At 59.2% G+C, this 22,162-nt stretch carries 24 protein-coding genes; 13 read left to right on the top strand and 11 right to left on the bottom strand.

What is annotated here, in order from left to right:
- Positions 1 to 44: 44 nt before the first annotated feature.
- On the bottom strand, positions 45 to 1,484 hold the full coding sequence (locus AC2FD8_RS18340) for an FAD-linked oxidase C-terminal domain-containing protein (protein ID WP_496858536.1): 1,440 nt from the start codon (positions 1,482 to 1,484) through the stop codon (positions 45 to 47).
- 81 nt (positions 1,485 to 1,565) lie between these two features.
- On the opposite strand from AC2FD8_RS18340, the gene AC2FD8_RS18335 reads away from it, so the two are divergent.
- Complete coding sequence (locus tag AC2FD8_RS18335) at positions 1,566 to 2,276, top strand: DUF599 domain-containing protein (RefSeq protein WP_496858538.1); 711 nt, start codon at positions 1,566 to 1,568, stop codon at positions 2,274 to 2,276.
- 35 nt (positions 2,277 to 2,311) lie between these two features.
- A complete protein-coding gene (locus AC2FD8_RS18330; RefSeq protein WP_496858540.1) occupies positions 2,312 to 2,659 on the top strand; it encodes a hypothetical protein in 348 nt (115 codons plus the stop codon).
- A 34-nt stretch (positions 2,660 to 2,693) separates the two neighbouring features.
- Here the strand turns inward: AC2FD8_RS18330 and AC2FD8_RS18325 are convergent, their stop codons facing one another.
- From AC2FD8_RS18325 to rsfS, 3 genes are read right to left on the bottom strand one after another with little or no spacing between them, the layout of a single operon-like run.
- Positions 2,694 to 3,179 carry a flavodoxin family protein gene (locus AC2FD8_RS18325; protein ID WP_496858542.1) on the bottom strand — a complete coding sequence of 162 codons (486 nt, stop codon included), beginning with the start codon at positions 3,177 to 3,179 and terminating at the stop codon, positions 2,694 to 2,696.
- A gap of 12 nt (positions 3,180 to 3,191) precedes the next feature.
- Positions 3,192 to 3,662: a 23S rRNA (pseudouridine(1915)-N(3))-methyltransferase RlmH gene (rlmH, locus tag AC2FD8_RS18320; RefSeq protein WP_496858544.1), complete on the bottom strand. Its 471-nt coding sequence runs from the start codon at positions 3,660 to 3,662 to the stop codon at positions 3,192 to 3,194.
- A 44-nt stretch (positions 3,663 to 3,706) separates the two neighbouring features.
- The gene (rsfS, locus tag AC2FD8_RS18315) at positions 3,707 to 4,066 is read right to left on the bottom strand and encodes a ribosome silencing factor (RefSeq protein ID WP_496858546.1); all 360 of its coding nucleotides are present in this window, start codon (positions 4,064 to 4,066) and stop codon (positions 3,707 to 3,709) included.
- Between the two features lie 230 nt (positions 4,067 to 4,296).
- Between rsfS and AC2FD8_RS18310 the strand changes: the two genes are divergently transcribed.
- From AC2FD8_RS18310 to AC2FD8_RS18285, 6 genes are all read left to right on the top strand, one after another.
- A complete protein-coding gene (locus AC2FD8_RS18310) occupies positions 4,297 to 4,404 on the top strand; it encodes an isopropylmalate isomerase (RefSeq protein WP_496858548.1) in 108 nt (35 codons plus the stop codon).
- A gap of 43 nt (positions 4,405 to 4,447) precedes the next feature.
- Positions 4,448 to 5,851: a 3-isopropylmalate dehydratase large subunit gene (gene leuC, locus AC2FD8_RS18305; protein WP_496858550.1), complete on the top strand. Its 1,404-nt coding sequence runs from the start codon at positions 4,448 to 4,450 to the stop codon at positions 5,849 to 5,851.
- Between the two features lie 37 nt (positions 5,852 to 5,888).
- Positions 5,889 to 6,434: an HdeD family acid-resistance protein gene (locus tag AC2FD8_RS18300; protein WP_496858552.1), complete on the top strand. Its 546-nt coding sequence runs from the start codon at positions 5,889 to 5,891 to the stop codon at positions 6,432 to 6,434.
- Between the two features lie 42 nt (positions 6,435 to 6,476).
- Entirely contained in the window at positions 6,477 to 7,082 is a 606-nt protein-coding gene (leuD, locus tag AC2FD8_RS18295; protein ID WP_496858554.1) for a 3-isopropylmalate dehydratase small subunit, read from the top strand.
- 333 nt (positions 7,083 to 7,415) lie between these two features.
- Complete coding sequence (locus tag AC2FD8_RS18290) at positions 7,416 to 8,246, top strand: hypothetical protein (RefSeq protein WP_496858556.1); 831 nt, start codon at positions 7,416 to 7,418, stop codon at positions 8,244 to 8,246.
- Positions 8,243 to 9,271, top strand: a complete 1,029-nt coding sequence (locus tag AC2FD8_RS18285; protein WP_496858558.1) for an endonuclease/exonuclease/phosphatase family protein — start codon at positions 8,243 to 8,245, stop codon at positions 9,269 to 9,271. Before AC2FD8_RS18290 ends, AC2FD8_RS18285 begins: the two co-directional genes overlap by 4 nt.
- A gap of 3 nt (positions 9,272 to 9,274) precedes the next feature.
- Here the strand turns inward: AC2FD8_RS18285 and AC2FD8_RS18280 are convergent, their stop codons facing one another.
- The gene (locus AC2FD8_RS18280) at positions 9,275 to 9,802 is read right to left on the bottom strand and encodes a redoxin domain-containing protein (protein ID WP_496858560.1); all 528 of its coding nucleotides are present in this window, start codon (positions 9,800 to 9,802) and stop codon (positions 9,275 to 9,277) included.
- Positions 9,803 to 9,893: 91 nt separating this feature from the next.
- Between AC2FD8_RS18280 and leuB the strand changes: the two genes are divergently transcribed.
- On the top strand, positions 9,894 to 10,997 hold the full coding sequence (gene leuB / locus AC2FD8_RS18275) for a 3-isopropylmalate dehydrogenase (protein ID WP_496858562.1): 1,104 nt from the start codon (positions 9,894 to 9,896) through the stop codon (positions 10,995 to 10,997).
- Positions 10,998 to 11,070: 73 nt separating this feature from the next.
- Here leuB and AC2FD8_RS18270 read toward each other — a convergent pair whose 3' ends face one another.
- A complete protein-coding gene (locus AC2FD8_RS18270) occupies positions 11,071 to 13,257 on the bottom strand; it encodes a transglycosylase domain-containing protein (protein WP_496858564.1) in 2,187 nt (728 codons plus the stop codon).
- Positions 13,258 to 13,516: 259 nt separating this feature from the next.
- On the opposite strand from AC2FD8_RS18270, the gene AC2FD8_RS18265 reads away from it, so the two are divergent.
- Together AC2FD8_RS18265 and AC2FD8_RS18260 are read left to right on the top strand one after the other, a co-directional pair.
- Positions 13,517 to 13,855 carry a P-II family nitrogen regulator gene (locus AC2FD8_RS18265; RefSeq protein WP_170379789.1) on the top strand — a complete coding sequence of 113 codons (339 nt, stop codon included), beginning with the start codon at positions 13,517 to 13,519 and terminating at the stop codon, positions 13,853 to 13,855.
- Between the two features lie 34 nt (positions 13,856 to 13,889).
- Positions 13,890 to 15,203 carry an ammonium transporter gene (locus AC2FD8_RS18260; protein WP_496858566.1) on the top strand — a complete coding sequence of 438 codons (1,314 nt, stop codon included), beginning with the start codon at positions 13,890 to 13,892 and terminating at the stop codon, positions 15,201 to 15,203.
- 220 nt (positions 15,204 to 15,423) lie between these two features.
- On the opposite strand, the gene AC2FD8_RS18255 is transcribed toward AC2FD8_RS18260, so the two are convergent.
- From AC2FD8_RS18255 to AC2FD8_RS18240, 4 genes are all read right to left on the bottom strand, one after another.
- Entirely contained in the window at positions 15,424 to 16,608 is a 1,185-nt protein-coding gene (locus AC2FD8_RS18255) for an amino acid aminotransferase (protein WP_496858568.1), read from the bottom strand.
- Positions 16,608 to 17,462: a 3-mercaptopyruvate sulfurtransferase gene (gene sseA / locus AC2FD8_RS18250; RefSeq protein WP_496858570.1), complete on the bottom strand. Its 855-nt coding sequence runs from the start codon at positions 17,460 to 17,462 to the stop codon at positions 16,608 to 16,610. Before sseA ends, AC2FD8_RS18255 begins: the two co-directional genes overlap by 1 nt.
- 70 nt (positions 17,463 to 17,532) lie before the next feature.
- Positions 17,533 to 17,805 (bottom strand): CBU_0592 family membrane protein, encoded by a 273-nt coding sequence (locus AC2FD8_RS18245; RefSeq protein WP_496858572.1) that lies wholly within the window; start codon positions 17,803 to 17,805, stop codon positions 17,533 to 17,535.
- A 24-nt stretch (positions 17,806 to 17,829) separates the two neighbouring features.
- A complete protein-coding gene (locus tag AC2FD8_RS18240) occupies positions 17,830 to 18,384 on the bottom strand; it encodes a helix-turn-helix domain-containing protein (RefSeq protein ID WP_496858574.1) in 555 nt (184 codons plus the stop codon).
- 104 nt (positions 18,385 to 18,488) lie between these two features.
- On the opposite strand from AC2FD8_RS18240, the gene ilvD reads away from it, so the two are divergent.
- Positions 18,489 to 20,321: a dihydroxy-acid dehydratase gene (gene ilvD / locus AC2FD8_RS18235; RefSeq protein ID WP_496858576.1), complete on the top strand. Its 1,833-nt coding sequence runs from the start codon at positions 18,489 to 18,491 to the stop codon at positions 20,319 to 20,321.
- 138 nt (positions 20,322 to 20,459) lie between these two features.
- A complete protein-coding gene (locus AC2FD8_RS18230) occupies positions 20,460 to 21,167 on the top strand; it encodes a hypothetical protein (RefSeq protein WP_496858577.1) in 708 nt (235 codons plus the stop codon).
- Positions 21,168 to 21,268: 101 nt separating this feature from the next.
- On the opposite strand, the gene AC2FD8_RS18225 is transcribed toward AC2FD8_RS18230, so the two are convergent.
- Positions 21,269 to 22,087, bottom strand: a complete 819-nt coding sequence (locus AC2FD8_RS18225; protein ID WP_496858579.1) for a sulfotransferase family protein — start codon at positions 22,085 to 22,087, stop codon at positions 21,269 to 21,271.
- Between the last annotated feature and the right edge of the window lie 75 nt (positions 22,088 to 22,162).

Raw genomic sequence — 22,162 nt, 5'->3', positions numbered from 1 at the left:
TTCTTCTGTTCCAAAATACCTCGGGGGGATGGGGGCAGAGCCCCCTATTCCGCAGCCATCCGCCGCGCCTGAGACACGTCCAACGGAAACACCTTGGCCGGGTTCAGCAGCCACTGCGGGTCGAACACATCCTTCACCGCCATCTGCGCCTCAAGATCGGCCGCGCTATATTGATGCGACATCAGATCTCGCTTTTCGATGCCCACCCCGTGCTCTCCGGTCAGGCAGCCGCCCACATCCACGCAGAGCTTCAGGATATCGGCACCAAATGCCTCGCATTTCTCTAGATCGCCCGGCTTGTTGGCATCAAACAGGATCAGCGGGTGCATATTGCCGTCGCCCGCGTGGAAAACGTTGCCGACGGGCAGACCGTAATCCTCGCTCAACTCTCCGATCCGGCGCAGAACCTGTGGCAGCGCCGAGACAGGGATCGTGCCGTCCAAGCACATGTAATCGTTCATCTGCCCCATCGCGCCAAAGGCCGATTTTCGACCCAACCAGATCCTGGCACTTTCTTCAGCCGACTGGCTTTCGCGCAGCTCCACCGGATTGTGGCGCTTGGCGATTTCGACGATCTTCGACAGCTGATGGTCGATCTCGGCATCCGAGCCTTCAACCTCGACAATCAGCAGCGCGTGGCAATCGGGGTACCCGGCATGGGCGAAGTTCTCACACGCCTTGATACAAAGCGTATCCATGAACTCGATCGCAACCGGCAGGATGCCAGACTTGATGATGTCCGAGACGCATTGACCGGCCACCTCATTGTCATCGAACCCCATCAAAACAGGCCGCGCGCCTTCGGGCTTGCGCAGGATGCGCAGCGTCGCCTCGGTCACGACGCCAAGCTGCCCTTCCGAGCCGCAGATAACCCCCAACAGGTCCAGACCGCCGGAGTCCAGATGTGCGCCGCCGATCTCGACCACGCTGCCATCCATCATCACCATGGTCACACCCAACAGGTTGTTGGTGGTTACCCCGTATTTCAGACAATGCGCCCCGCCCGAGTTCATCGCGATGTTCCCCGCAATTGCGCAAGCCAACTGGGAGGATGGGTCGGGGGCGTAGAAGAAATCCTCCTCCTCCACCGCGCCGGTCACGCTGAGATTGGTGCGGCCGGTCTGAACGCGGATGAAGCGGTTGTCATAGTCCGTCTCCAGCACATCATTCATGCGTGCCACACCAAGGATCACACAATCCGCCGTTGGCAGCGCCCCGCCGGCCAACGAAGTCCCCGAGCCGCGCGGGACCACCGGCACGCTCGCTTCATGGCAAATGCGCAAGACGTCCGAGACCTCCTGCGTGGTTGAAGGCAGCACCGCCAGCATGGGCGGGCAACGATACGCGGTCAGCGCGTCACACTCATAGGCCCGCGTTTCCGACGGGTCGTGAATCACCGCGTCCTCGGGCAAAACCCGCAGCAATCGCGCCAGAACGGCCTGCTTTCGGGCAAGCACGTCAGGATTTGGCTGGGGCATTTCCATGGCTGATCCTCCAATTTGGTAAAATAATATTACCAATTTCTCCGTCTGGCAAGTTTTATGATCTGACCCTACTGTCGCGCCATGACCTGGATTGATCGCGCGCTTATGTTTTCGACGCTGGACTATGCTGCCGTTTTTCTTTTGATGGCAGCCTGGCAATGGATCGGCTGGAAGATCGAACACCCATCGCCGGGCAAACTGTCCGTTGCGATGATGATGGACGACTTCCGCCGCGGTTGGATGCACGAGATGGTCACCCGCCAGCCCCGTATGTTCGACGCGCAGGTTGTTGCGGCGATGCGGCAGGGCAGCACCTTCTTCGCCTCAACCACGATGATCGCCATTGGCGGGGGGCTGGCCTTGCTGGGCAATACCGAGCAACTGGCAGGCGTTGCCAGCGATCTGGCCATCGGCAGCGCCCCTGCATTGGTGTGGGAGATCAAGATCCTCGTCGTGATCCTGTTTCTGGCAAACGCGTTTCTAAAGTACGTCTGGGCGCACCGCTTGTTCGGCTACTGCGCCGTTCTGATGGCGGCCGTGCCGAATGATCCCGATGACCCGCAAGCCTATCCGCGCGCCGCGCAAGCCGCCGAGATCTGCGTGACTGCCGCCCGCAGCTTCAACCGCGCGCTCAGGGCCACCTATTTCGCGCTTGCCTCGCTCGCGTGGTTTCTTGGCCCCCTCGCGTTGATCATAGGCACCCTGATCACCTTCGGCGTCCTCTACCGGCGTGAGTTCGCCTCACATTCCCGCTCGGTGCTTCTGACCTTGCCCCCTGACACCAAGACGTGATCCCTATTTCGCAACCAATTCCTTAGGATCCGACCATGCGCTACCTGATTCTGACCGCTTTCCTTGCCACGCCCGTCTTGGCCGATCCGCCCACAATAGAAAAGGTCTCGGCCCGCCAGAGCGGCGACACGTGGCGCTTTGACGTGACGATCCGGCATCCGGATACCGGGTGGGATGACTACGCCGACGGCTGGCGTGTTCTGGACATAGACGGGGCCGAACTTGGCATGCGCGTGTTGCATCACCCGCATGTGGACGAACAGCCCTTCACCCGCTCGCTGAGCGGCGTTTCGATTCCCGAAGGTACCACGCAGGTGCAGATTCAGGCCCGCGACAATGTCGGGGGTTGGAGCGAAGACACCACGATCATCAACCTGAACTGAGGTTCACAGCGTTTCGGGTTAAACCTGCGACCCTTTAGAACACCCCGAGGCCCAGCCCAGCTGCCATAGCTGCGCCGGTCTCGCGGCATTGATCCAGCTGGTCTTCGGGGATTGTTTTCTCGGCCAATATCGCCTCAGGCGATTGAGCATGGGTGCAGATGATCAAGGGCGGCTGCACTTCTTTCAACCGCCAGCCGGTGGCGATGCGGGCGGTTTGTCGCGCCGCATTCTCTCCGTCAGACCCAGCACACACCATCTGAGCATAAGGACGACCTTCGATCCGGCCCAAAACGGGATAGTAGCTGCGATCGAAGAACTCTTTCATCAGACCCGAAATCGCGGCGAGGTTTTCTGGGGCGCAGAAAATGTAACCATCAGCGGCCAGCAGGTCTTCTGGTCCGGCCTGATCTGCGCTTTTCAGGACGATATCTGCCTCATCCCTACCCGCCTCAGCAGCCGCTTCGGCCATTTGCCGGGCACCGCCGGTGCGCGAATGATAGACAATCAGAAGCTGCGCCATGTCAGACCCGTTTCAAACCCTGTGATAGGGGCCGCCCGACAGGATGGTTGCAGCCCGATACAGTTGCTCGGCCAGCATCGCACGGACCAGCATGTGGGGCCAGACCATGGACCCGAATGAGATGGAAAAATCCGCCTCGGCGCGCAGTGACGGGTCAATTCCGTCAGCTCCGCCGATGATCAGCGCCAGATCCTGCCGCCCGGCGTCGCGCCAATTCCCCAGCTTTTGGGCAAAATCCGGTGAGGACATCAGCCGTCCGCGCTCATCCAGCGTGCAGATCACTGCGCCTTTGGGCAGCGCCTTGCGCAGCAACCCGACCTCGGCGCCCATGCCTGCGTTTTTCTTGTCTTCAACCTCGATCACCCGCGCAGGACCAAGGCCCAGGCCACGGCCGGTGCGGTCGAAGCGGGTCAGGTAATCGTCAAGCAGGGTTTTCTCGGGTCCGGCGCGCAATCGCCCGACCGCAACTATGCTGATACGCATATCTCTCTCGCCTCCGGCCTTTTAATAAAGGCCGGGATGGCGCCTCAGTTGGCCGAAGCGCTGCCGCCCGCAGGCTGCCACATCTTTTCCAGCTGGTAGAATTCACGCACTTCGGGGCGGAAGATATGGACGATCACATCGCCCGTATCGATCAACACCCAGTCGCCGGCATCCTTGCCTTCGACCTTCGAGGTGAAACCGAATTCCTGCTTGATGCGATCCGTCAGCTTTTCCGCCATGGCTGCGACCTGACGGGTCGACCGACCCGAGGCAATCACCATGTGATCCGCAACAGAAGACTTACCTTGCAGGTTGATCTGCACGACATCTTCGGCCTTGTCATCGGAAAGTGAGGAAAGGATACGCGCAAGCAGCTTGTCGCTGATTGACTGAGAGTGGGCCATTACACCGGCCCCGTCATCGGCGGGCAAACCCGCCTGGGTATGTAGAGACAGGACATAGTCCTCCTTTGCTGCGCGCCGTAACACCCGGCGCAGGGTAGATCCAAGGTAGCAAGCGACCCATGACATTTCAATGAAGCACGCCTGATGCCTCGCACGAATGTGCCCTGATGGCATCTGGGCGCTTTACAAGACCTTGATAGACTCGGCCAGTGTCTATATCTGACCGGAACATGAGACTCAATGTAGCCCAAGAACAGAATCTGGAAGACCGCGCGCGGTTGCGCGAACGGTTCTATGGGGCTGCCCGCACGGTTCTGGCCCGCCTATCGGCGGTCTAAGCCACCTCGCCAGCCATTTCTCATTACATACGGGAGAGGACCGATGTCCCCCAAAACACTCTATGACAAGATCTGGGATGCCCATGTCGCGCATGAAGCCGATGATGGAACCTGCCTGCTTTATATCGACCGCCATCTGGTGCACGAAGTCACCAGCCCGCAGGCGTTCGAAGGCCTGCGCATGGCCGGCCGCAAGGTGCGCGCACCGGAAAAGACCATCGCCGTGCCGGACCACAACGTTCCGACCACGCCGGACCGGGTGAACGGGATCGAAAACCCCGAATCGCGTATTCAGGTCGAAGCGCTGGACAAGAACGCCAAGGACTTCGGCATTCACTACTACCCGGTGCACGACGTCCGTCAGGGCATCGTCCACATCGTCGGCCCCGAGCAAGGCTGGACTCTGCCCGGCATGACCGTTGTTTGTGGTGACAGCCACACCGCCACCCACGGTGCGTTTGGTGCATTGGCCCACGGCATCGGTACGTCTGAGGTTGAACACGTTCTGGCCACCCAGACCCTGATCCAGAAGAAGTCCAAGAACATGAAGGTCGAGATTACCGGCAAATTGCAGCCGGGCGTGACCGCCAAGGACATCACTCTGGCCGTGATCGGTGAGACCGGCACTGCAGGCGGCACCGGCTATGTCATCGAATATTGCGGCGAAGCGATCCGCGATCTGTCGATGGAAGGCCGCATGACCGTCTGCAATATGGCGATCGAAGGCGGCGCGCGCGCTGGCCTGATCGCACCGGACGAGACCACCTTTGAGTATGTCAAAGGTCGCCCGCATGCTCCGAAAGGCGCTCAGTGGGAGGCAGCGCTGGACTGGTGGAAAACGCTTTACACCGATGAAGATGCGCATTTCGACAAGGTCATCACCTTGCGCGGCGAAGATATCGCGCCGGTCGTCACATGGGGCACCAGCCCCGAGGACGTGCTGCCGATCACCGCGACCGTTCCGAACCCTGAAGATTTCGAAGGCGGCAAGGTCGACGCGGCCCGCCGTTCGATCGAATATATGGGTCTGGAAGCCGGTCAAAAGCTGAGCGATGTCGAGGTCGACACCGTCTTTATCGGATCCTGCACCAATGGCCGCATCGAAGACCTGCGCGCCGCTGCGGAAATCCTGAAGGGCAAGAAGATCAAGGACGGCATGCGCGCCATGGTCGTGCCGGGCTCGGGCCTTGTTCGCGCTCAGGCCGAAGAAGAAGGTCTGGCCGAGATTTTCAAAGAGGCCGGGTTCGAATGGCGACTGGCGGGATGTTCGATGTGTCTGGCAATGAATCCCGACCAGCTGCAGCCGGGCGAGCGCTGCGCCGCGACCTCGAACCGCAATTTCGAAGGCCGTCAGGGACGTGGCGGGCGGACTCACCTGCTCAGCCCGGCGATGGCTGCCGCTGCGGCAATCACAGGACGGCTGACAGACGTCCGTGAATTGATGTAAGGTCCCCTCATATCTAGATATTTGAGGGATTGAACAAATGAGTGACTGGATCAAATGGCTCCTGCTGGGGCTTCTATCCATTGCGTTCGGCATTTTTGTGCTGGGTGCACCTGTTGTGGCATCTGTCGCCGTGACGGTGGTAACCGGTGTGTTGCTACTGATCTCGGGGGTGCTGCAGGTTGTTGGCGGCTTCACGGTTGAAGGCGTTGGCAACAAGATCCTGTCACTCATCATGGGTGCGGTCATGCTGTTTCTGGGCTGGTCCTTTCTGGATCACCCGCTGCAGGGCACGCTGACGCTGGCGACCGTGATGCTGATTCTGTTCATGGCGGGTGGCATCGCGCGGGTGATTCTGTCGTTCCAGATGAAGGGAACGCAGTTTTTCTGGCCCACGATGATCTCGGGGATCTTGTCGATCATTCTGGCAGGCATCATCTGGAGCTATGTCGGGCAGGAACCCGCCGCTCTGCTGAGCATTCTGGGGATCTTCCTGGGCATCGAGATGCTGTTCAACGGGTTCGGATTGGTCTTCATGGCGTTCTTCGTCAAGAACGCACCCAAAGGCGAAACAAAAGAAGCTTAAACGCGAGGCACGGGCGCGGCCCTACCCCGCAGGAGTGTAGACATGGAAAAGTTTGACAAAGTCCACGGGGTGGCCGCCCCAATGCCACTGATCAATATCGACACCGATATGATCATCCCCAAAGTTCACTTGAAGACCATCAAACGGTCCGGCCTTGGCGTCGTTCTGTTTGACGAGATGCGCTATCACGATGACGGGCAGGAGAACGAAGAGTTCGTCCTGAACAAACCCGCCTATCGCCAGACCGAGATTCTGGTGGCCGGTGACAATTTCGGCTGCGGGTCCTCGCGCGAACACGCACCTTGGGCGATCAAGGATTTCGGCATCAAGGTCGTAATCTCGACCAGCTTTGCCGACATCTTCTTCAACAACTGCTTCAAAAACGGCATCCTGCCCATCGTGGTTGCAGAAGAACACCATGCGATTCTGATGGATGACGCGCATAAGGGTGAAAACGCCCGCATGACAGTGCATCTGGAAGACCAGAAGATCACCACCTCGGATGGTGTCGAGATTACTTTCGACGTCGATCCCCATCGCAAACACTGCCTGCTGAACGGTCTGGATGATATCGGCCTGACGATGGAGAAAGACCATCACATCGACAAATTCGAAGATCACGCAGGTCAGGCGCGCCCCTGGGTGTGATTCCGGGGATGATTCTGTGGATACTCAACCGGACGGGGTCGCAATCGCGGCCCCGTTCGCGTTCTTGGGGTTGCATATTCGACAACCACAACATCTAGGTCTCATTATGAGATACACGCCGAATTTGCGTCGAAAATGATGCAATCCCGCACCAGTTGCGCCATCATTTTGCCCGAAATCACGTGTTATCTGCACCCTGGCTTGAGCGAAATACCGCTTGTCGTCCATGTTGGATCGAAAGAGGTAACCGTCAAAAAAAGCAGGCGACGGGCACAAGTTGGAATGAAGCCGACACAGAATTGGCTGGTTCCGGTTTGAAAAAGGGTTCGGATAGTGATTGCACGCACGACAGGCGCGGCGATACGTGGGATTTTGGTTGCGGTCATGATTTTGACCCCCGCGTTGTACCTGCCAGTTTCATCGACGAACGGGACCGAGGTGGTTGTCTTCCTCGCGATTCTCGCGTTCATTCTGACCTTCGCCGAATACAACTCGGCCTTCCCCAGTTTTATCGAATTCCGTGATGCGCCTCCGGTGAACCGTTTGCGGTTCGTTGGCCTGATGTCGATGGTCACGTTCCTGACGCTGATCTGCAAAAACGCCTATGCGCCGACCGAAATGACCCGCTTTTCCTATGCGATGGGCATGTCCGTCGCGAATGTGGTGGATTTCCCCTACTCGCCGGTCCGCCTGATCGTACTGATGCTGCCCGCAGATGCCGCCCAGCCGCTGGTTGAGCTTGTTCGCATCGCCGCCAGCATGGCCTATATGGCTGCACTGGTGACCATCGCCAGCTTTGCCTATGCGGTGAAACTGCGTGGCTGGCCGACCGGGAACGGGGCGTTCAATGTTTGGACGAACCTGCCTCTGTTCGACCCCACCAAGGGCGGTGACGTGGTCACACGCCTGCAACGCGACGGGCGTTTGAATATCTGCATTGGTATCCTGTTGCCCTTCCTGATCCCGGCGGTGATGAAGCTGCTGACAAATATCTTGCTGCCGATCTCGCTGAGCAACCCTCAGACCCTGATCTGGACCATGTGCGCCTGGGCCTTCCTGCCTGCAAGCATGATCATGCGCGGCATGGCGACCCTGCGGATTGCCGGGCTGATCGTCGAAAAACGCCGCGCCTATTCCACGACCGAGTCCACCCAGACCGCATGATCCGTGCCCTGATCCTGCTGATGCTGCCTCTGGCCGCACAGGCAGAGACTGTGCGCGTTGCCACCTATAACACCGAACTCAGCCGCAAAGGTCCCGGGCTGCTGCTGCGCGATATTCAGCGCGATGACGCGCAGGTTCAGGCCGTTATTGATGTCCTTGTAGCGGTCCAGCCTGACGTTCTGGCATTGCAGGGGATCGACTGGGATATGGACGGTCTGGCGCTGACCGCTTTGACCGACGCGCTGCGCGCGGCGGGGCTGGACTATCCCCACCTTTTTGCTGCGCAGCCTAATACCGGGATAGACAGCGGGCTGGATCTGGACGGCGACGGACGCACCCAAGGGCCAGGCGACTCGCAGGGCTGGGGCTTGTTCACGGGCCATGGCGGGCTGGCCGTTCTGTCCCGCTATGAGATCGCACAGGACGAGGCGCAGGATTTTTCGCTTCTGTTGTGGTCAGGGCTTCCGGGCGCCGAATTGCCGGTCATGGATGGCGCGCCCTACCCGTCCGCGCAGGCGCAAGCGGTACAGCGATTGTCTTCGACCGGGCATTGGGTGGTTCCCGTCACCACGCCTTTTGGTCATCTTAATCTGATGACCTTTCACGCCACTCCGCCGGTCTTCGATGGGCCAGAGGACCGCAACGGCCTGCGCAATCGCGATGAAATCCGGTTCTGGTCCCTGCTGCTGGACGGGCGGCTAGGCCCCGTTCCGGATGGCCCTTTTGTCATCGCAGGTGACGCCAATCTGGACCCCAGCGAAAGCGACGGACGCACCGAGACAATCGCCGCACTTCTCTCCAACCCACGCCTGCAGGACCCCCAGCCCAAATCCTCAGCTGGCGACGTCGCAACTGTAAACTGGAAAGCCGTCGGAGAACTGAGGGTGGACTACGTCCTGCCCTCAGCCGACCTGCAGGTCATCGATTCAGGCGTGTTCTGGCCTGAGCCTCAGAATCCGATGCGCGAGACCGCCCAACGCGCCAGTCGTCACCGGCTGGTGTGGGTCGATGTCACGCTGCCATAAGGCCTAGAGCGGGCCAGTATAGGTACCACGCGCAGGATAGTTGTTTCCGAGGGTGAATTTCAGACCACCAACAATATCCGCCATCGCCGGACGCCCAAATGGCGTTGTCTGCTGCCACGCGTAGTACAGCGTCCGATCTGTTGCGATATAGAAATGCCCCGGCTCGGCAAAGAAGGCGGGCTCAGCGCTCCCTTCGCGCGCGGTTGAGATGTTCAGACCCCAATCCTCTCGGGCGCCGGCCAGCGGAAGACTGTGACCCACGCGCAGGCGCGACACTCCGGCCTTTTCAGCGGCCTCAGCCGCGCGGTCGGCGGTATCTGTGGTGATCATGATCACCTCGACGCCCAGCGCGGCGAAATCATCCAGCGCCGCTTCGACCTCGGTCATCTGCTTGATGCAGATCGGGCAATGCAAGCCGCGATACTGGATCACCAGTGTTCCGTTTTCGCCCTTGTCGGCCTCAAGATCGAACAGTCCATGCCCAATGGTTTCGATTTTCAGGCCTGGAACGGGATTTCCCGGTATCAACATGTGTTTTCCTCGTGATTCATCCGGATCGTCTCATTGACCCGGTGCGGCGCAGACGCTAGGCCCTTTGCGACAAAACGCAAGGAGACTGTCGATGTCCAACCCCTCGCTCCTCATCCTGCCCGGAGACGGAATTGGCCCGGAAGTTATGGCCGAAGTGCGCAGAATCATCTCTTGGTTCGACACCAATCGCGGCCTTCACTTTGACGTGAGCGAGGATCTGGTCGGCGGTGCGGCCTATGACGCCCATGGCAAGCCCCTGTCGGACGAGACCATGGCCAAAGCCCAAGAGGTAGACGCGGTTCTGCTGGGCGCTGTGGGCGGCCCGAAATACGACGATCTGGACTTCAGCCTGAAGCCCGAACGTGGGCTGCTGCGCCTGCGCAAGGAAATGGACCTTTTTTCCAACCTGCGCCCGGCCCAGTGCTTTGACGCGCTGGCGGATTTCTCGTCGCTGAAAACCGATGTTGTGGCCGGTCTGGACATCATGATCGTGCGCGAGCTGACCTCGGGCATCTATTTCGGCGAGCCGCGCGGCATCTTCGAAGAAGGCAATGAACGCGTAGGCGTCAACACCCAGCGCTATACCGAATCCGAGATCGAACGCGCCGCACGCTCGGCCTTTGAGCTGGCCATGCGCCGGAACAAGAAGCTGTGTTCGATGGAGAAAGCCAATGTCATGGAATCGGGCATTCTGTGGCGCGAAGTCGTGAACGAGGTCGCCAAGGATTACCCCGAGGTCGAAGTCTCCCACATGTATGCCGACAATGGTGCGATGCAGCTGGTGCGCGCGCCCAAACAGTTCGACGTGATCGTGACTGACAACCTGTTCGGCGACATCCTGTCGGATTGCGCCGCAATGCTGACCGGCTCGCTGGGTATGCTGCCGTCGGCTTCGCTGGGTGCCCCGATGGACAATGGCCGCCCCAAGGCGATGTATGAGCCGGTCCACGGCTCGGCCCCGGATATCGCGGGCGAAGGCAAAGCCAACCCGATCGCCTGCGTCCTCAGCTTCGCCATGGCGCTGCGCTATAGCTTTGATCAGGGGGCCGAGGCCGACCGTCTGGAAGCCGCGATCGAGAAAGTGCTGGCCGACGGTGTTCGCACCGCAGACCTGCTGGCCGATAAAGGTGTGACCCCGGTTTCGACCTCGGAAATGGGCGATGCGATCCTGGCCGCGCTGGACGCCAGCGTCTGATCCTAGATCACAATTGAATTGAAAAAGGCGGCCCGCAATGTGCCGCCTTTTTTTATGCTTGTCACTTGAAGAGTTAGTTCCCGCCGAAGATATCCCGGATCAGGTTGTTGATGGCGCGCTCGAACCCTCCGCCCTGATTGCGACGTGGCTGAGGTTGCGCGACCTGCACTGGCGGCTCTGGCGCGATCATCGGCAGAGGCGTGGGCGTCATCCCTTCGGTCACGCGCAGCATCGTTTCCTTCCAGATTTCGGCCGGCAGCCCGCCTCCGGTGACACCGGACAGGGGGGTGTTATCGTCATAGCCCATCCAGACACCGGCCACGTAGTCAGCCGTGAACCCGATGAACCACGCATCCCGCGCGGCCTGTGTTGTCCCGGTCTTGCCTGCCACCTGCCATCCCGGCAGCTTGGCGCGGCCGCCTGTGCCCTCGGACACCACACGCTCCATCATCCAGATCAATTCCTTGGCCGCTTTGTCATTGATCACCCGCTCACCAATCCCTGTGGTCGTCACCATCACCGGGGTTTCATCGCCCAACAGTTTCAACTCGGTCAGGCCATAGGGTTCAACAGACGATCCGCCGTTCAGGATACCCGCATAAGCGCCCGTCATCTCGATCAGGGTGCTCTCTGACGCGCCCAGCGCCAGTGCGGGGCCTTGTGCCAGATCGCTGGCGATCCCGAAACCGGTGGCGACCGTACGCACATTTTCGAGGCCCGAAATCTCGGCCACTTTCACCGCCGGAATGTTCAAAGAGTTCTTGAGCGCATCCGCCAGCGTGACCTGCCCGTAGTATTTGTTGGTGTAGTTCTTGGGGCACCACTGCCCCGATCCGGGAATGTTCACACAGTAGGGCTCATCCATCACCGTGTCATAGGGCGAATACCCAAGCTCTAGCGCGGTGGCATAGACAAAGGGTTTGAACGACGACCCGGTCTGCCGCAGCGCCTGCGTCGCACGGTTGAACGCGCCCGAGACGCGGGTCTTGCGGCCACCGACCATTGCGCGCACCGCCCCATCCGCTGACATCACGACAATCGCGGCCTGCGCTTTCGACCCTTCCCGAACCTTCTCCTGAAAGATGAATTGCAGCGCCTCTTCCGCCGAGGTCTGGATGCGTGGATCCAATGTCGTGCGGATTACCACATCCTCGGTGGTGTTGCGGGTGAAGAACTCGGGCCCGCTGGCCATGACCCAATCGGCGAAATAGCCACCTGCACGCGCGGCGGCGGCCTCGGACAGTTGCGCGGGACGGGCGCGGGCCTCACTGGCCTGCGCGCCGGACAGGTAGCCCTGCGCCTCCATCAGCCCAACCACAAGCCGCGCCCGATCCTGCGAGCGCTGAAGGTTGTTCGTCGGCGCATAGCGCGTGGGCGCAACCAGAAGGCCGGCCAGCATCGCAGCCTCGGACGGTGAGACCTCGGCCGCGGACTTTCCGAAATAGCGCTGGCTGGCCGCTTCGAACCCACGTGCGCCCGCACCCAGGAACGCGCGGTTCAGGTAGATGGTCAGGATTTCGTCCTTGGAGTATTTCACCTCCATCGCCAGCGCATAGATCGCCTCTTTGCCTTTGCGCCACAGCGAACCCTGACGGCAATCCGATTCATAAGCGGCCTCAGATTCCCATTCGGCGGGATCATAGGGCACACCCAGACACAGCAGCTTGGCCGTCTGCTGCGTGATGGTCGAGCCGCCATGGCCCGAGAGCGGGCCGCGCCCCTCGCTCAGGTTGATGCGCACCGCGCTGGCCACACCGCGCGGGCTGACACCGAAATGACGATAAAACCGTTTGTCCTCGGTCGCGATCACCGCGTTCTTGAGGTGGGGCGAGACGGTATCAGCGGTGATCACCCCGCCGAACTGATCCCCGCGCCAGGCAAAGACCTTGCCATCGCGGTCCAGCATCGTCACCGATCCACGCGCGCGACCATCCAGCAAGGCATCGACATCGGGCAGAGAGGTATAGACCACCCCAACCGCCAGCGCGATCAGCATGGCGACCACGGCCCCAACGCGCCATGTCACGCCCCAGATAAGCCGCCAGATCCAACGGAACAGACGGCGGAAAAACCCGCCACCATTGCCACCCGACCGCTTGCGCGTTTTCTTCCGCGCCGTCTTGCGGGTCGCGGTTTTTCGGGCGGTCGACTTCTTGCCCGAAGGCTTGGCAGCCCGTTTGGTCGTCGAAGGTTTGCGTCCCTTCGACGGGTATCTCTTATCCGCGACCAGTGTCGATTTTCGGCGCTTGGACTCAGTCATGCTCAAACTCTGCCCGTTTATAGTTTTGCCTCACCATACCCTGACGTCTCGCTTATGTTGAGGTCCGATTTTCCTGAACCATCCCTCTCTTTTCTGCCCATTAATTAGCCGTATTGGTCATTTTGTGCAAAAATTGTGCAACTTGACGCCATTTTCAGTCAGCTTTCCGTCCGGGAATCGTTCCTTAACGCGTCTACACACGTTCTTTTTCTGCAGGTGCAAACAAACCGGCCCAACCGGATTAGCAGAGGGGACAGATGTGAAACTGATCATTGCGACAATCAAGCCGTTCAAGCTCGAGGAGGTGCGCGAGGCACTGACCGAAGCTGGCGTACGCGGCATGATGGTGACCGAAATCAAGGGCTTCGGCTCGCAATCCGGTCACACCGAAATCTACCGTGGCGCGGAATACGCCGTAAACTTCGTACCCAAGATCAAACTCGAGATCGTGGTACCTGCAACGATGGCCGATCAGATCGTCGAGACCATCACCAACACCGCCAAGACCGGCAAGATCGGTGACGGCAAGATTTTCGTCCTCGATGTCGAGCAGGCCATGCGCGTGCGGACTGGGGAAACGAACGAAGAGGCGCTGTAAGGCGCCCACACTCACTATCATTCGAGGACTGACTATGAACCTGATGAAATCTCTCATCCCTGCTGCCGCGATTGTCGCGCTGCCGCAGATGGGTCTGGCGCAAGAGGCTGCCGCCGAAGGCGAAGCTGCGCTGCACACCCAGTATATCTTTACCACCCTGCTGTTCCTGATGGCGGGCTTTCTGGTCTTCTTCATGGCAGCAGGCTTTGCCATGCTGGAAGGCGGTCTGGTGCGTTCCAAGAACGTGGCCATGCAGATGATCAAGAACGTGGCGCTGTTTTCCATTGCCGCGATCATGTACTGGCTGGTTGGTTTCAACACGATGTACCCGGGCGACTTCAACGGCTTCTTTGCCATTGGCGGCCCAACCGTGCTGGACCCGGTTGGTGTTGACCCTGCCGAGGCTGCTTTGGACTATGCCTCGATCGGCTCGGACTTTTTCTTCCAGTTGGTCTTCGTGGCTGCAACCGCCTCCATCGTGTCGGGCGCCGTAGCCGAGCGGATCAAGCTGTTCCCCTTCCTGATCTTCGTGGTCGTTCTGACAGGTATCCTGTACCCGATCTCCGGCTCATGGAAATGGGGTGGCGGTTGGCTCGATGCCATGGGCTTCTCGGACTTCGCAGGTTCGACCGTTGTACACTCGGTCGGCGGCTGGGCCGCGCTGGCAGGTGCGATCATCCTTGGCCCGCGGATCGGAAAATACAAGGACGGCAAGGTGCATCCGATGCCCGGTTCGAACCTGGCACTGGCAACTTTGGGTACGTTCATCCTGTGGCTGGGTTGGTTCGGCTTCAACGGCGGATCGCAGCTTGCGATGGGCACCGTGGGTGATGTATCCGACGTCTCGCGCATTTTCGCCAACACCAACATGGCCGCCGCTTCAGGTGCTGTAACTGCCCTGATCCTGACACAGCTTCTGTATAAAAAGCCTGACCTGACCATGGTGCTGAACGGCGCGCTGGCCGGTCTGGTTTCGATCACCGCTGAACCTCTGGCCCCGACCCTGTTCGGCGCGCTCTGGATCGGTGCCGTGGGTGGTATCATCGTGGTCTTTGCGGTTCCGATGCTGGACAAGTTCAAGATCGACGACGTTGTTGGCGCGATCCCGGTTCACCTGTTTGCAGGCATCTGGGGCACCATCGCCGTCATCTTTTACGGCGAGGCCTCTCTGGGCACCCAGCTGCTGGGTATCGCAGCCTACGGTGTGTTCACCTTTGTCGGCGCACTGATCCTGTGGATCGTCCTGAAAGCAATCGTCGGTATCCGCGTCAGCGAAGAGGACGAGATCAACGGCCTCGACATGGCAGAGCTGGGCATGGAAGCCTATCCGGAGTTCTCGAAAGGCTAACACCTGAGACAACCACTCGAAGGCCGGGCATTCGCGTCCGGCCTTTTCTTTTGCTCAACGCTGAAAACAATAAAGCCGCGCTGATCCGCGCGGCTTTATTGTTTTGTGACGAAGCGTTGCTTAGATCGCTTTGCGATTGATTTGAATCGAACTACGCTGCCTCTCCGTGCGGTCGAACGCGCATTTCGATGGTCTCGCCTCAAGTAAACCGCAAAACGCTTTAGACCCCGACGTCGACAATCGCCTTGGCCAGAATTGGCACTGTCGTCGCATTCAGACCGGCGATGTTCAACCGGCTGTCGCCGACCATGTAGATGCCGTGGTCCGCGCGCAGTTTCTCGACCAGTTCAGGTGCTGCACCCAGACGCGAGAACATACCGCGGTGTTGGGCGACAAAGCTGAACCGATCCGATCCGGTCAGGCGCTGAAGCTCATCCGCCAGCTGCTGACGCAGGCCCAGCATGGACAGGCGGATCTCTTCCAGTTCGGCCTGCCAATCGGCGCGCAGGGCGTCATCGGTCAGGATCGTGGTGACGACCCGCGCGCCGTGATCCGGTGGGAACGAGTAGTTCTGGCGGTTCAGGAAGGCCAGCGTCGACTGGTTCAGCGAGGTCTGTGCCGCGTCATCGCTGATCGCCATCAGAAGGCCCGTACGCTCACGGTACACGCCGAAATTCTTGGAACACGACGCCGCGATCAGACATTCCTTGACCGACGAGGCCACCAGACGAGTTGCCTGCGCGTCTTCTTCGAGACCGTCGCCAAAACCCTGATAGGCGATGTCGATCATCGCCACGAGGCCAAGCTCGTTGATCAGGTTCACGACCTCTTGCCACTGCACGAGGTTCAGGTTCGCGCCCGTAGGGTTATGGCAGCAACCATGCAGCAGAACCACGTCGCCCGGTTTGGCGGTTTTCAGGTCCTCGATCATGCCGTCGAAATCGACGCCACGGGTTTCGCCATCGAAGTAACGATACTGGACGGTCTCCATGCCCAGATAGTTCAGGATCGACAGGTGGTTCGGCCATGTCGGGTTCGACACGAACACGCGGGCCTCGGGGTTGGCCATGCGGATCATCTCGAACGCCTGACGGCAGGCGCCGGTGCCACCGGGGGTCGCTACGGCGGCAATGTTGGCGCGCGCAACCGCGTCGCCAAGGATCAGACCGATCATCGCGTCCGAATAGGCCGGATCTCCGGCCAGACCGGTATAGGCTTTGCTCTCCTGCTCTTCGAGAATGCGCTTTTCGGCGGCCTTGACGGCGCGCATCACCGGGGTCACGCCCTCGGCGTTCTTGTAGACGCCGACGCCCAGATCAATCTTCTGATCGCGCGGGTCTTCACGGTACATCTGCATCAGCGCCAGAATCTTGTCAGCTGGCTGCGGCTTGAGGTTCTCGAACATCAGGTCTCTCCGGTTGCGACAGGAAGGGTAGGGAAGGCACCCCATTCGGCCCATGACCCGTCATAAAGCGAGTGGTCTTTTTTGCCCATGCGCTCTAGCGCAAGGATGAGGATCGCGGCCGTCACGCCCGACCCACATGAGGTGATCGCGGGTTTCGACAGATCCACGCCTGCGGCCTCGAACACGGCGCGGCAATCCTCGGGCGATTTCATCGTGCCGTTTTTGTTCAGCAATTGGCCAAAGGGCACATTTCGTGATCCCGGAATGTGGCCCGAGCGCAGACCTTCGCGCGGCTCGGCCTCGGTCCCTGCGAAACGCGGGGCCGAGCGGGCGTCGATAATCTCATGATCAGCCAGCTTGGCGGCTGCCGAGACCTGAGTCACGTCCCGCACCAGATGGTTCTGCACCCGCACCGTCATATGGCGATCCCGGATCACCGGCGGCAGGTCTTCGATCTCGCGCCCCTCGGCCTGCCATTTCGGCAGACCGCCATCCAGAACAGCGATGTTTTCCTGCCCCATCAGACGGAACATCCACCAGACACGCGCGGCCGACATCAGCCCGGCCCCGTCATAGACCACCACCTGATGACCATCGCCCACACCCATGGCGCGCAGGCGCGACATGAATTTCTCGACCGGAGGGGCCATATGCGGCAGGTCCGAGCGGTGGTCCGAAATGTCATCAATATCGAAGAATCGCGCGCCGGGGATATGCGCCGCGTCATATTCCGCCTTGGCATCACGGTTCTGCGAAGGCAGGTACCACGACCCGTCCAGGATCCTCAGATCCGGGTCCTTCAGATGGGCGGCAAGCCAGTCGGTTGAAACGAGGGTTTTGGGATCGTCTTGCATCAAAGCCTCCCCTAAGCGCGGTTGGGTTTTCCCTATACGCGCAAAGGGCCGTATTCAAGCCGGGTTAGCGCTATTCCGCACGCCGTTTCAGCCGGAAATACTGAATTATTCCGATCACGCTGATGACAATCCAGAACCCTTCGATCAGCATCGAGGCCAGATTAAAGTTATGCAGCAGAGAGTAGGCGATCAGCACCGACCCCAGCAGATTGATCACCGGAAAGGCCAGATCGTCGGAATTCATCATCCGCATCTGCGTTGCGAAATAAGCCCCGACCACGACAAGCGCGCCGGCTGATCCCACGGCATCCACGATAGTCAGGCTGTTCAGCACGTCCGTCATTGCAAATAGTCCTGAAAACCCGGGTTACCCGACCGAGGCCAGCTCGGCCGGTTGAAAATAGTGATGCATGTTCAGAAAACCCGCTCCATCTGGCCCAGCGCGATAGCCGTGCGGCAGATCGGCGGCAAAGCGCAGCCCCTCACCGGCCTTGAGGGCGACCCATTTGCCATCCTGCAAAACCTCAAGCGCGCCGTTCAAGACAAAGACCTCCTCGGTCACCCCGACAGCATGGGCGGGGGATTCATGACTTTGGTTGGCGGCCAGTTCGACATGGAAGGTCTCGGCCCCAAGGGCGGGATCAAAGGGAAAGACGATCTTGACCTGAATGCTGCCCGGAAAGGTTACGGTCCGAAACACGCCCTGCGCGCGCGCGTCCGAAGTCCCGATCAGGGCGCTCAGCGGAAGTTGAAACCCCTTGGCGATTTTCCACAGGGTCGCAATGGTGGGGCTTGATTCGCCGCGCTCGATCTGACCCAGCATGGCTTTGCTGACGCCCGTCAACTCGGCCACTTTGGACAGGCTGAGACCCGACGCCGCCCGCACTTCCTTTAGTTTCAGCGTGATTTCATCCGATTCCATATCCGCGCCTTGCGATTTGCCTTGTGCGTTATAACGTACATATGATACGTGCGCTATAACGTACACACCCAATATCGCAGCTTGGGCAATAGGGAAACAGCATCATGCCAATGTACCGATCCAGAACCTCTACTCATGGCCGCAACATGGCCGGTGCCCGCGGCCTGTGGCGCGCCACCGGTATGCAGGATGATGATTTCGGCAAACCGATCATTGCCATCGTCAACTCGTTCACCCAGTTCGTGCCCGGTCACGTGCACCTGAAGGATCTGGGCCAGATGGTCGCGCGTGAGGTTGAGGCCGCCGGTGGCGTCGCCAAGGAATTCAACACCATCGCCGTGGATGACGGTATTGCCATGGGCCATGACGGGATGCTGTATTCCCTGCCCTCGCGTGAGGTGATCGCGGATTCGGTGGAATACATGGTCAACGCGCACTGTGCCGACGCGATGGTCTGTATTTCGAACTGCGACAAGATCACGCCCGGCATGCTGATGGCCGCGATGCGCCTGAACATTCCGGCGATCTTTGTCTCGGGCGGTCCGATGGAGGCCGGCAAGATCGACCTTGCCGATCTGGACGCCAAGAAGATCGACCTCGTGGATGCCATGGTTGCCGCAGCGGATGACAAGTTCACCGATGAACAGGTTCAGCATATCGAGGAAAACGCCTGCCCCACCTGCGGGTCCTGCTCGGGCATGTTCACCGCGAACTCGATGAACTGTCTGGCCGAGGCGCTGGGTCTGGCCCTGCCGGGCAATGGCTCGACCCTGGCCACCCACTCGGACCGCAAAGAGCTGTTCCTTGAAGCCGGTCGCCGCATCGTCGAGATCACCAAACGGCACTACGATCTGGACGAGAAGGGCTTCCTGCCGCGCGAAATCGCCACCTTTGATGCATTCGAGAACGCGATGTCGCTGGATATCGCCATGGGTGGATCGACCAACACCGTTCTGCACCTGCTGGCCATCGCCTATGAGGGCGGCGTCGATTTTGATATGTCCGACATGGACCGCCTCAGCCGCAAGGTGCCTTGCTTGTGCAAGGTCGCGCCCAACACCGAGAACGTGCATATGGAAGACGTCCACCGCGCAGGCGGCATCTTCTCGATTCTCGGAGAGCTGAGCCGCGCCGGGCTGCTGCACGAAGACTGCGCGACCGTACACTCGACCACGATGGGCGAGGCGATTGCCAACTGGGACATCAAGATCGCCAATAACCCGAAGGCGCAGGAGTTGTTCAAGGCGGCCCCCGGTGGCGTGCGCACCACACAGGCCTTCAGCCAGTCGAACCGGTATAAAGAGCTGGACACCGACCGCGAAGGTGGCGTGATCCGCTCCAAGGAACACGCGTTCAGTCAGGACGGCGGTCTGGCGGTTCTGTTCGGCAACATCGCCCGTGACGGTTGTATCGTGAAAACCGCAGGCGTTGATGCCAACATCCTGCAATTCACCGGTACGGCCTATGTCTGCGAAAGCCAGGATCAGGCAGTCAGCGACATCCTGACCGGCAAGGTGAAAGAGGGCGACGTGGTTGTTATCCGCTATGAGGGCCCACGCGGCGGGCCGGGCATGCAAGAGATGCTATACCCGACCTCGTACCTGAAATCCAAAGGTCTGGGCAAAGCCTGCGCGCTGCTGACCGATGGCCGTTTCTCGGGGGGTACATCGGGTCTGTCCATTGGTCACGTCTCGCCCGAAGCGGCTGAAGGTGGCGTCATCGGGCTGGTGCAAACCGGCGACAAGATCGAAATCGACATCCCCAAGCGTTCGATCCATCTGGCGGTCTCGGATGAGGATCTGGCCGAACGGCGCGAGGCACAGGACGAAAAAGGCTGGGCCCCGGCAGCACCGCGCAAACGCAAAGTGTCCACCGCGCTGAAAGCTTATGCCAAGCTGACCACCAGCGCAGCAAAAGGAGCCGTGCGTCAGGTTTGAGTTAGAAAATGCTCAACGAAAACGGCCCACCCATTCGGTGGGCCGTTTTTGTTCTGCTGTGTGGACTTTTCGGTCATTGGACAGCACAGCAGTTGTTGATACCGTTACGCCAATGCAAAGCAAGGTTGCTGGTCAAAAATGAGAATAGACTTAAGAGCTTACTTAAGCATCTGGCTTCTGGGATCGTTTCTTGTTCCGGCAAGTTTGGCTCAAGAAGTCAATACGACTGTTCAAGAAAAAGCGTTTCAAAACGCAATTTCAGCAGCCGAGAAACGTGACTACGCCCTGCTCGGTTCCATCATTGAAGAAAACCCTAGTGTATTGGACCATCGAACCGAAACCGGTGACGACTTGTTTCACGAATTTCGGTACGTGTTTCATGAAGATTCAAATGCACCTCTCGGTGTTTCAGTTGACTTAGAAGCAATTGAAACGCTCCTGAACATGGGAGCCAAACCTAGTGTGTCCAACGGCTTGCTTGGCACTCTCCTTTCGATTGCGAACGACTTTTGGGGCGAGATTGATGCGTTTCCTATTAATTCGGGGCAGTGCACCGAGAATCGAGAAGAGTTTTTCCCGGTAATAGACAGATTAATTGAGGCAGGTACTCAATTTGGAATGTTGGAACTGGAAATTTCGGACCTTAGCTTCTCGGAAGCCTTCTTCTACCAATATCAACTGTGTTTCAGCCCTTTTGTGTGCGGGGGTAGCTATGAACGTCCGAGCGAATTGGTCAAACACCGCGTGTCGACTTCTACAACTCAAACTGAAAAGGACATTCTTTTCGCGCTTGCGGCGGAAGGGAGCCATGATTTGGACTGCCTTACTTACCTCAACGTCCAGTGAAACGTGGCTACTAACTGAGGTCGATTGGGGCTCAAAGCAGACACTGACTTGCAAATCGTGTTCTAAGCAGATGCATCTCTGCCCGGAGCACCTATTTCTGCTCAGTCACCCAGCTTGGCGTGTACCTCGTCCAGATCAATCTCACCGATTGGCATCTTGTTGGCCGGGTTTTCGAAATCGTATTTGAACAGCTCGAAATCCTGTTTGTAGATCTCATAGACCAGATGCATCGAAAGATCGTCGAAATAATCCGCGACCGGGTGCGCGCGCTTGGGTCCGTGGCCTTCGGATTCGTTGAACCTCGGGATCTCGGACAGCACCACGGGATGTGCGGTTTCGATATGGTCCAGAACGTCCTGCATTCCGTCGTTGAACGTCTCGGTCCAGAAAATGTTGTCGTAGCGCCCGCCGTTGACCACAAAGGTCGACACGTGACCCGACATGGCCGACCAGTGGATATCGGGGTCCATCGGCCTGCGCCACCGGATCGTATCCCGCGCAAACAGAAGGAAACGACGGAAACTGGCGATCTGGTCGAACTCACCTTTTCCATCCTCACCGCCAACCTCGATCCCATAGTTATAGACCAGCGTCGGAACCAGCTTGCCCCGGTATCGCTTGCCATTGCGCTGAATGCCACAGATCTTATCGAAGAATGAGCTGAGAATGCGCGTATAGGGATTGCGCACGCAGGTGAACGCATAAGACCCATGATTGCGCACATTGGCCGAGATCATGCCCTGGCTATGGTCAAAGGCCCATTTGTGCATCCCGTCCTTGGCGTCATGAATGTCGCCATCAAAGAACTGGCCATGGTCGGAATAATACATGATCTGACCAATGGTCGAGCAGGCACATTTGGGCACAACACGGTACACCATGCTCTCGCTCTCGGTCATCCAGGTGCCGGGGAACCCCATCTGCTATGCCTCCTCAACGGGTCAGAACTCTTTACGTGAATCTAATTTTGAAACCAAAGAACCAAAATTATACTG

This window comes from Ruegeria sp. YTSC192 (assembly GCF_059609705.1).
The sequence above is the reverse complement of the archived record's forward strand: the minus strand, read 5'-3'. Positions and strand labels throughout refer to the sequence as shown.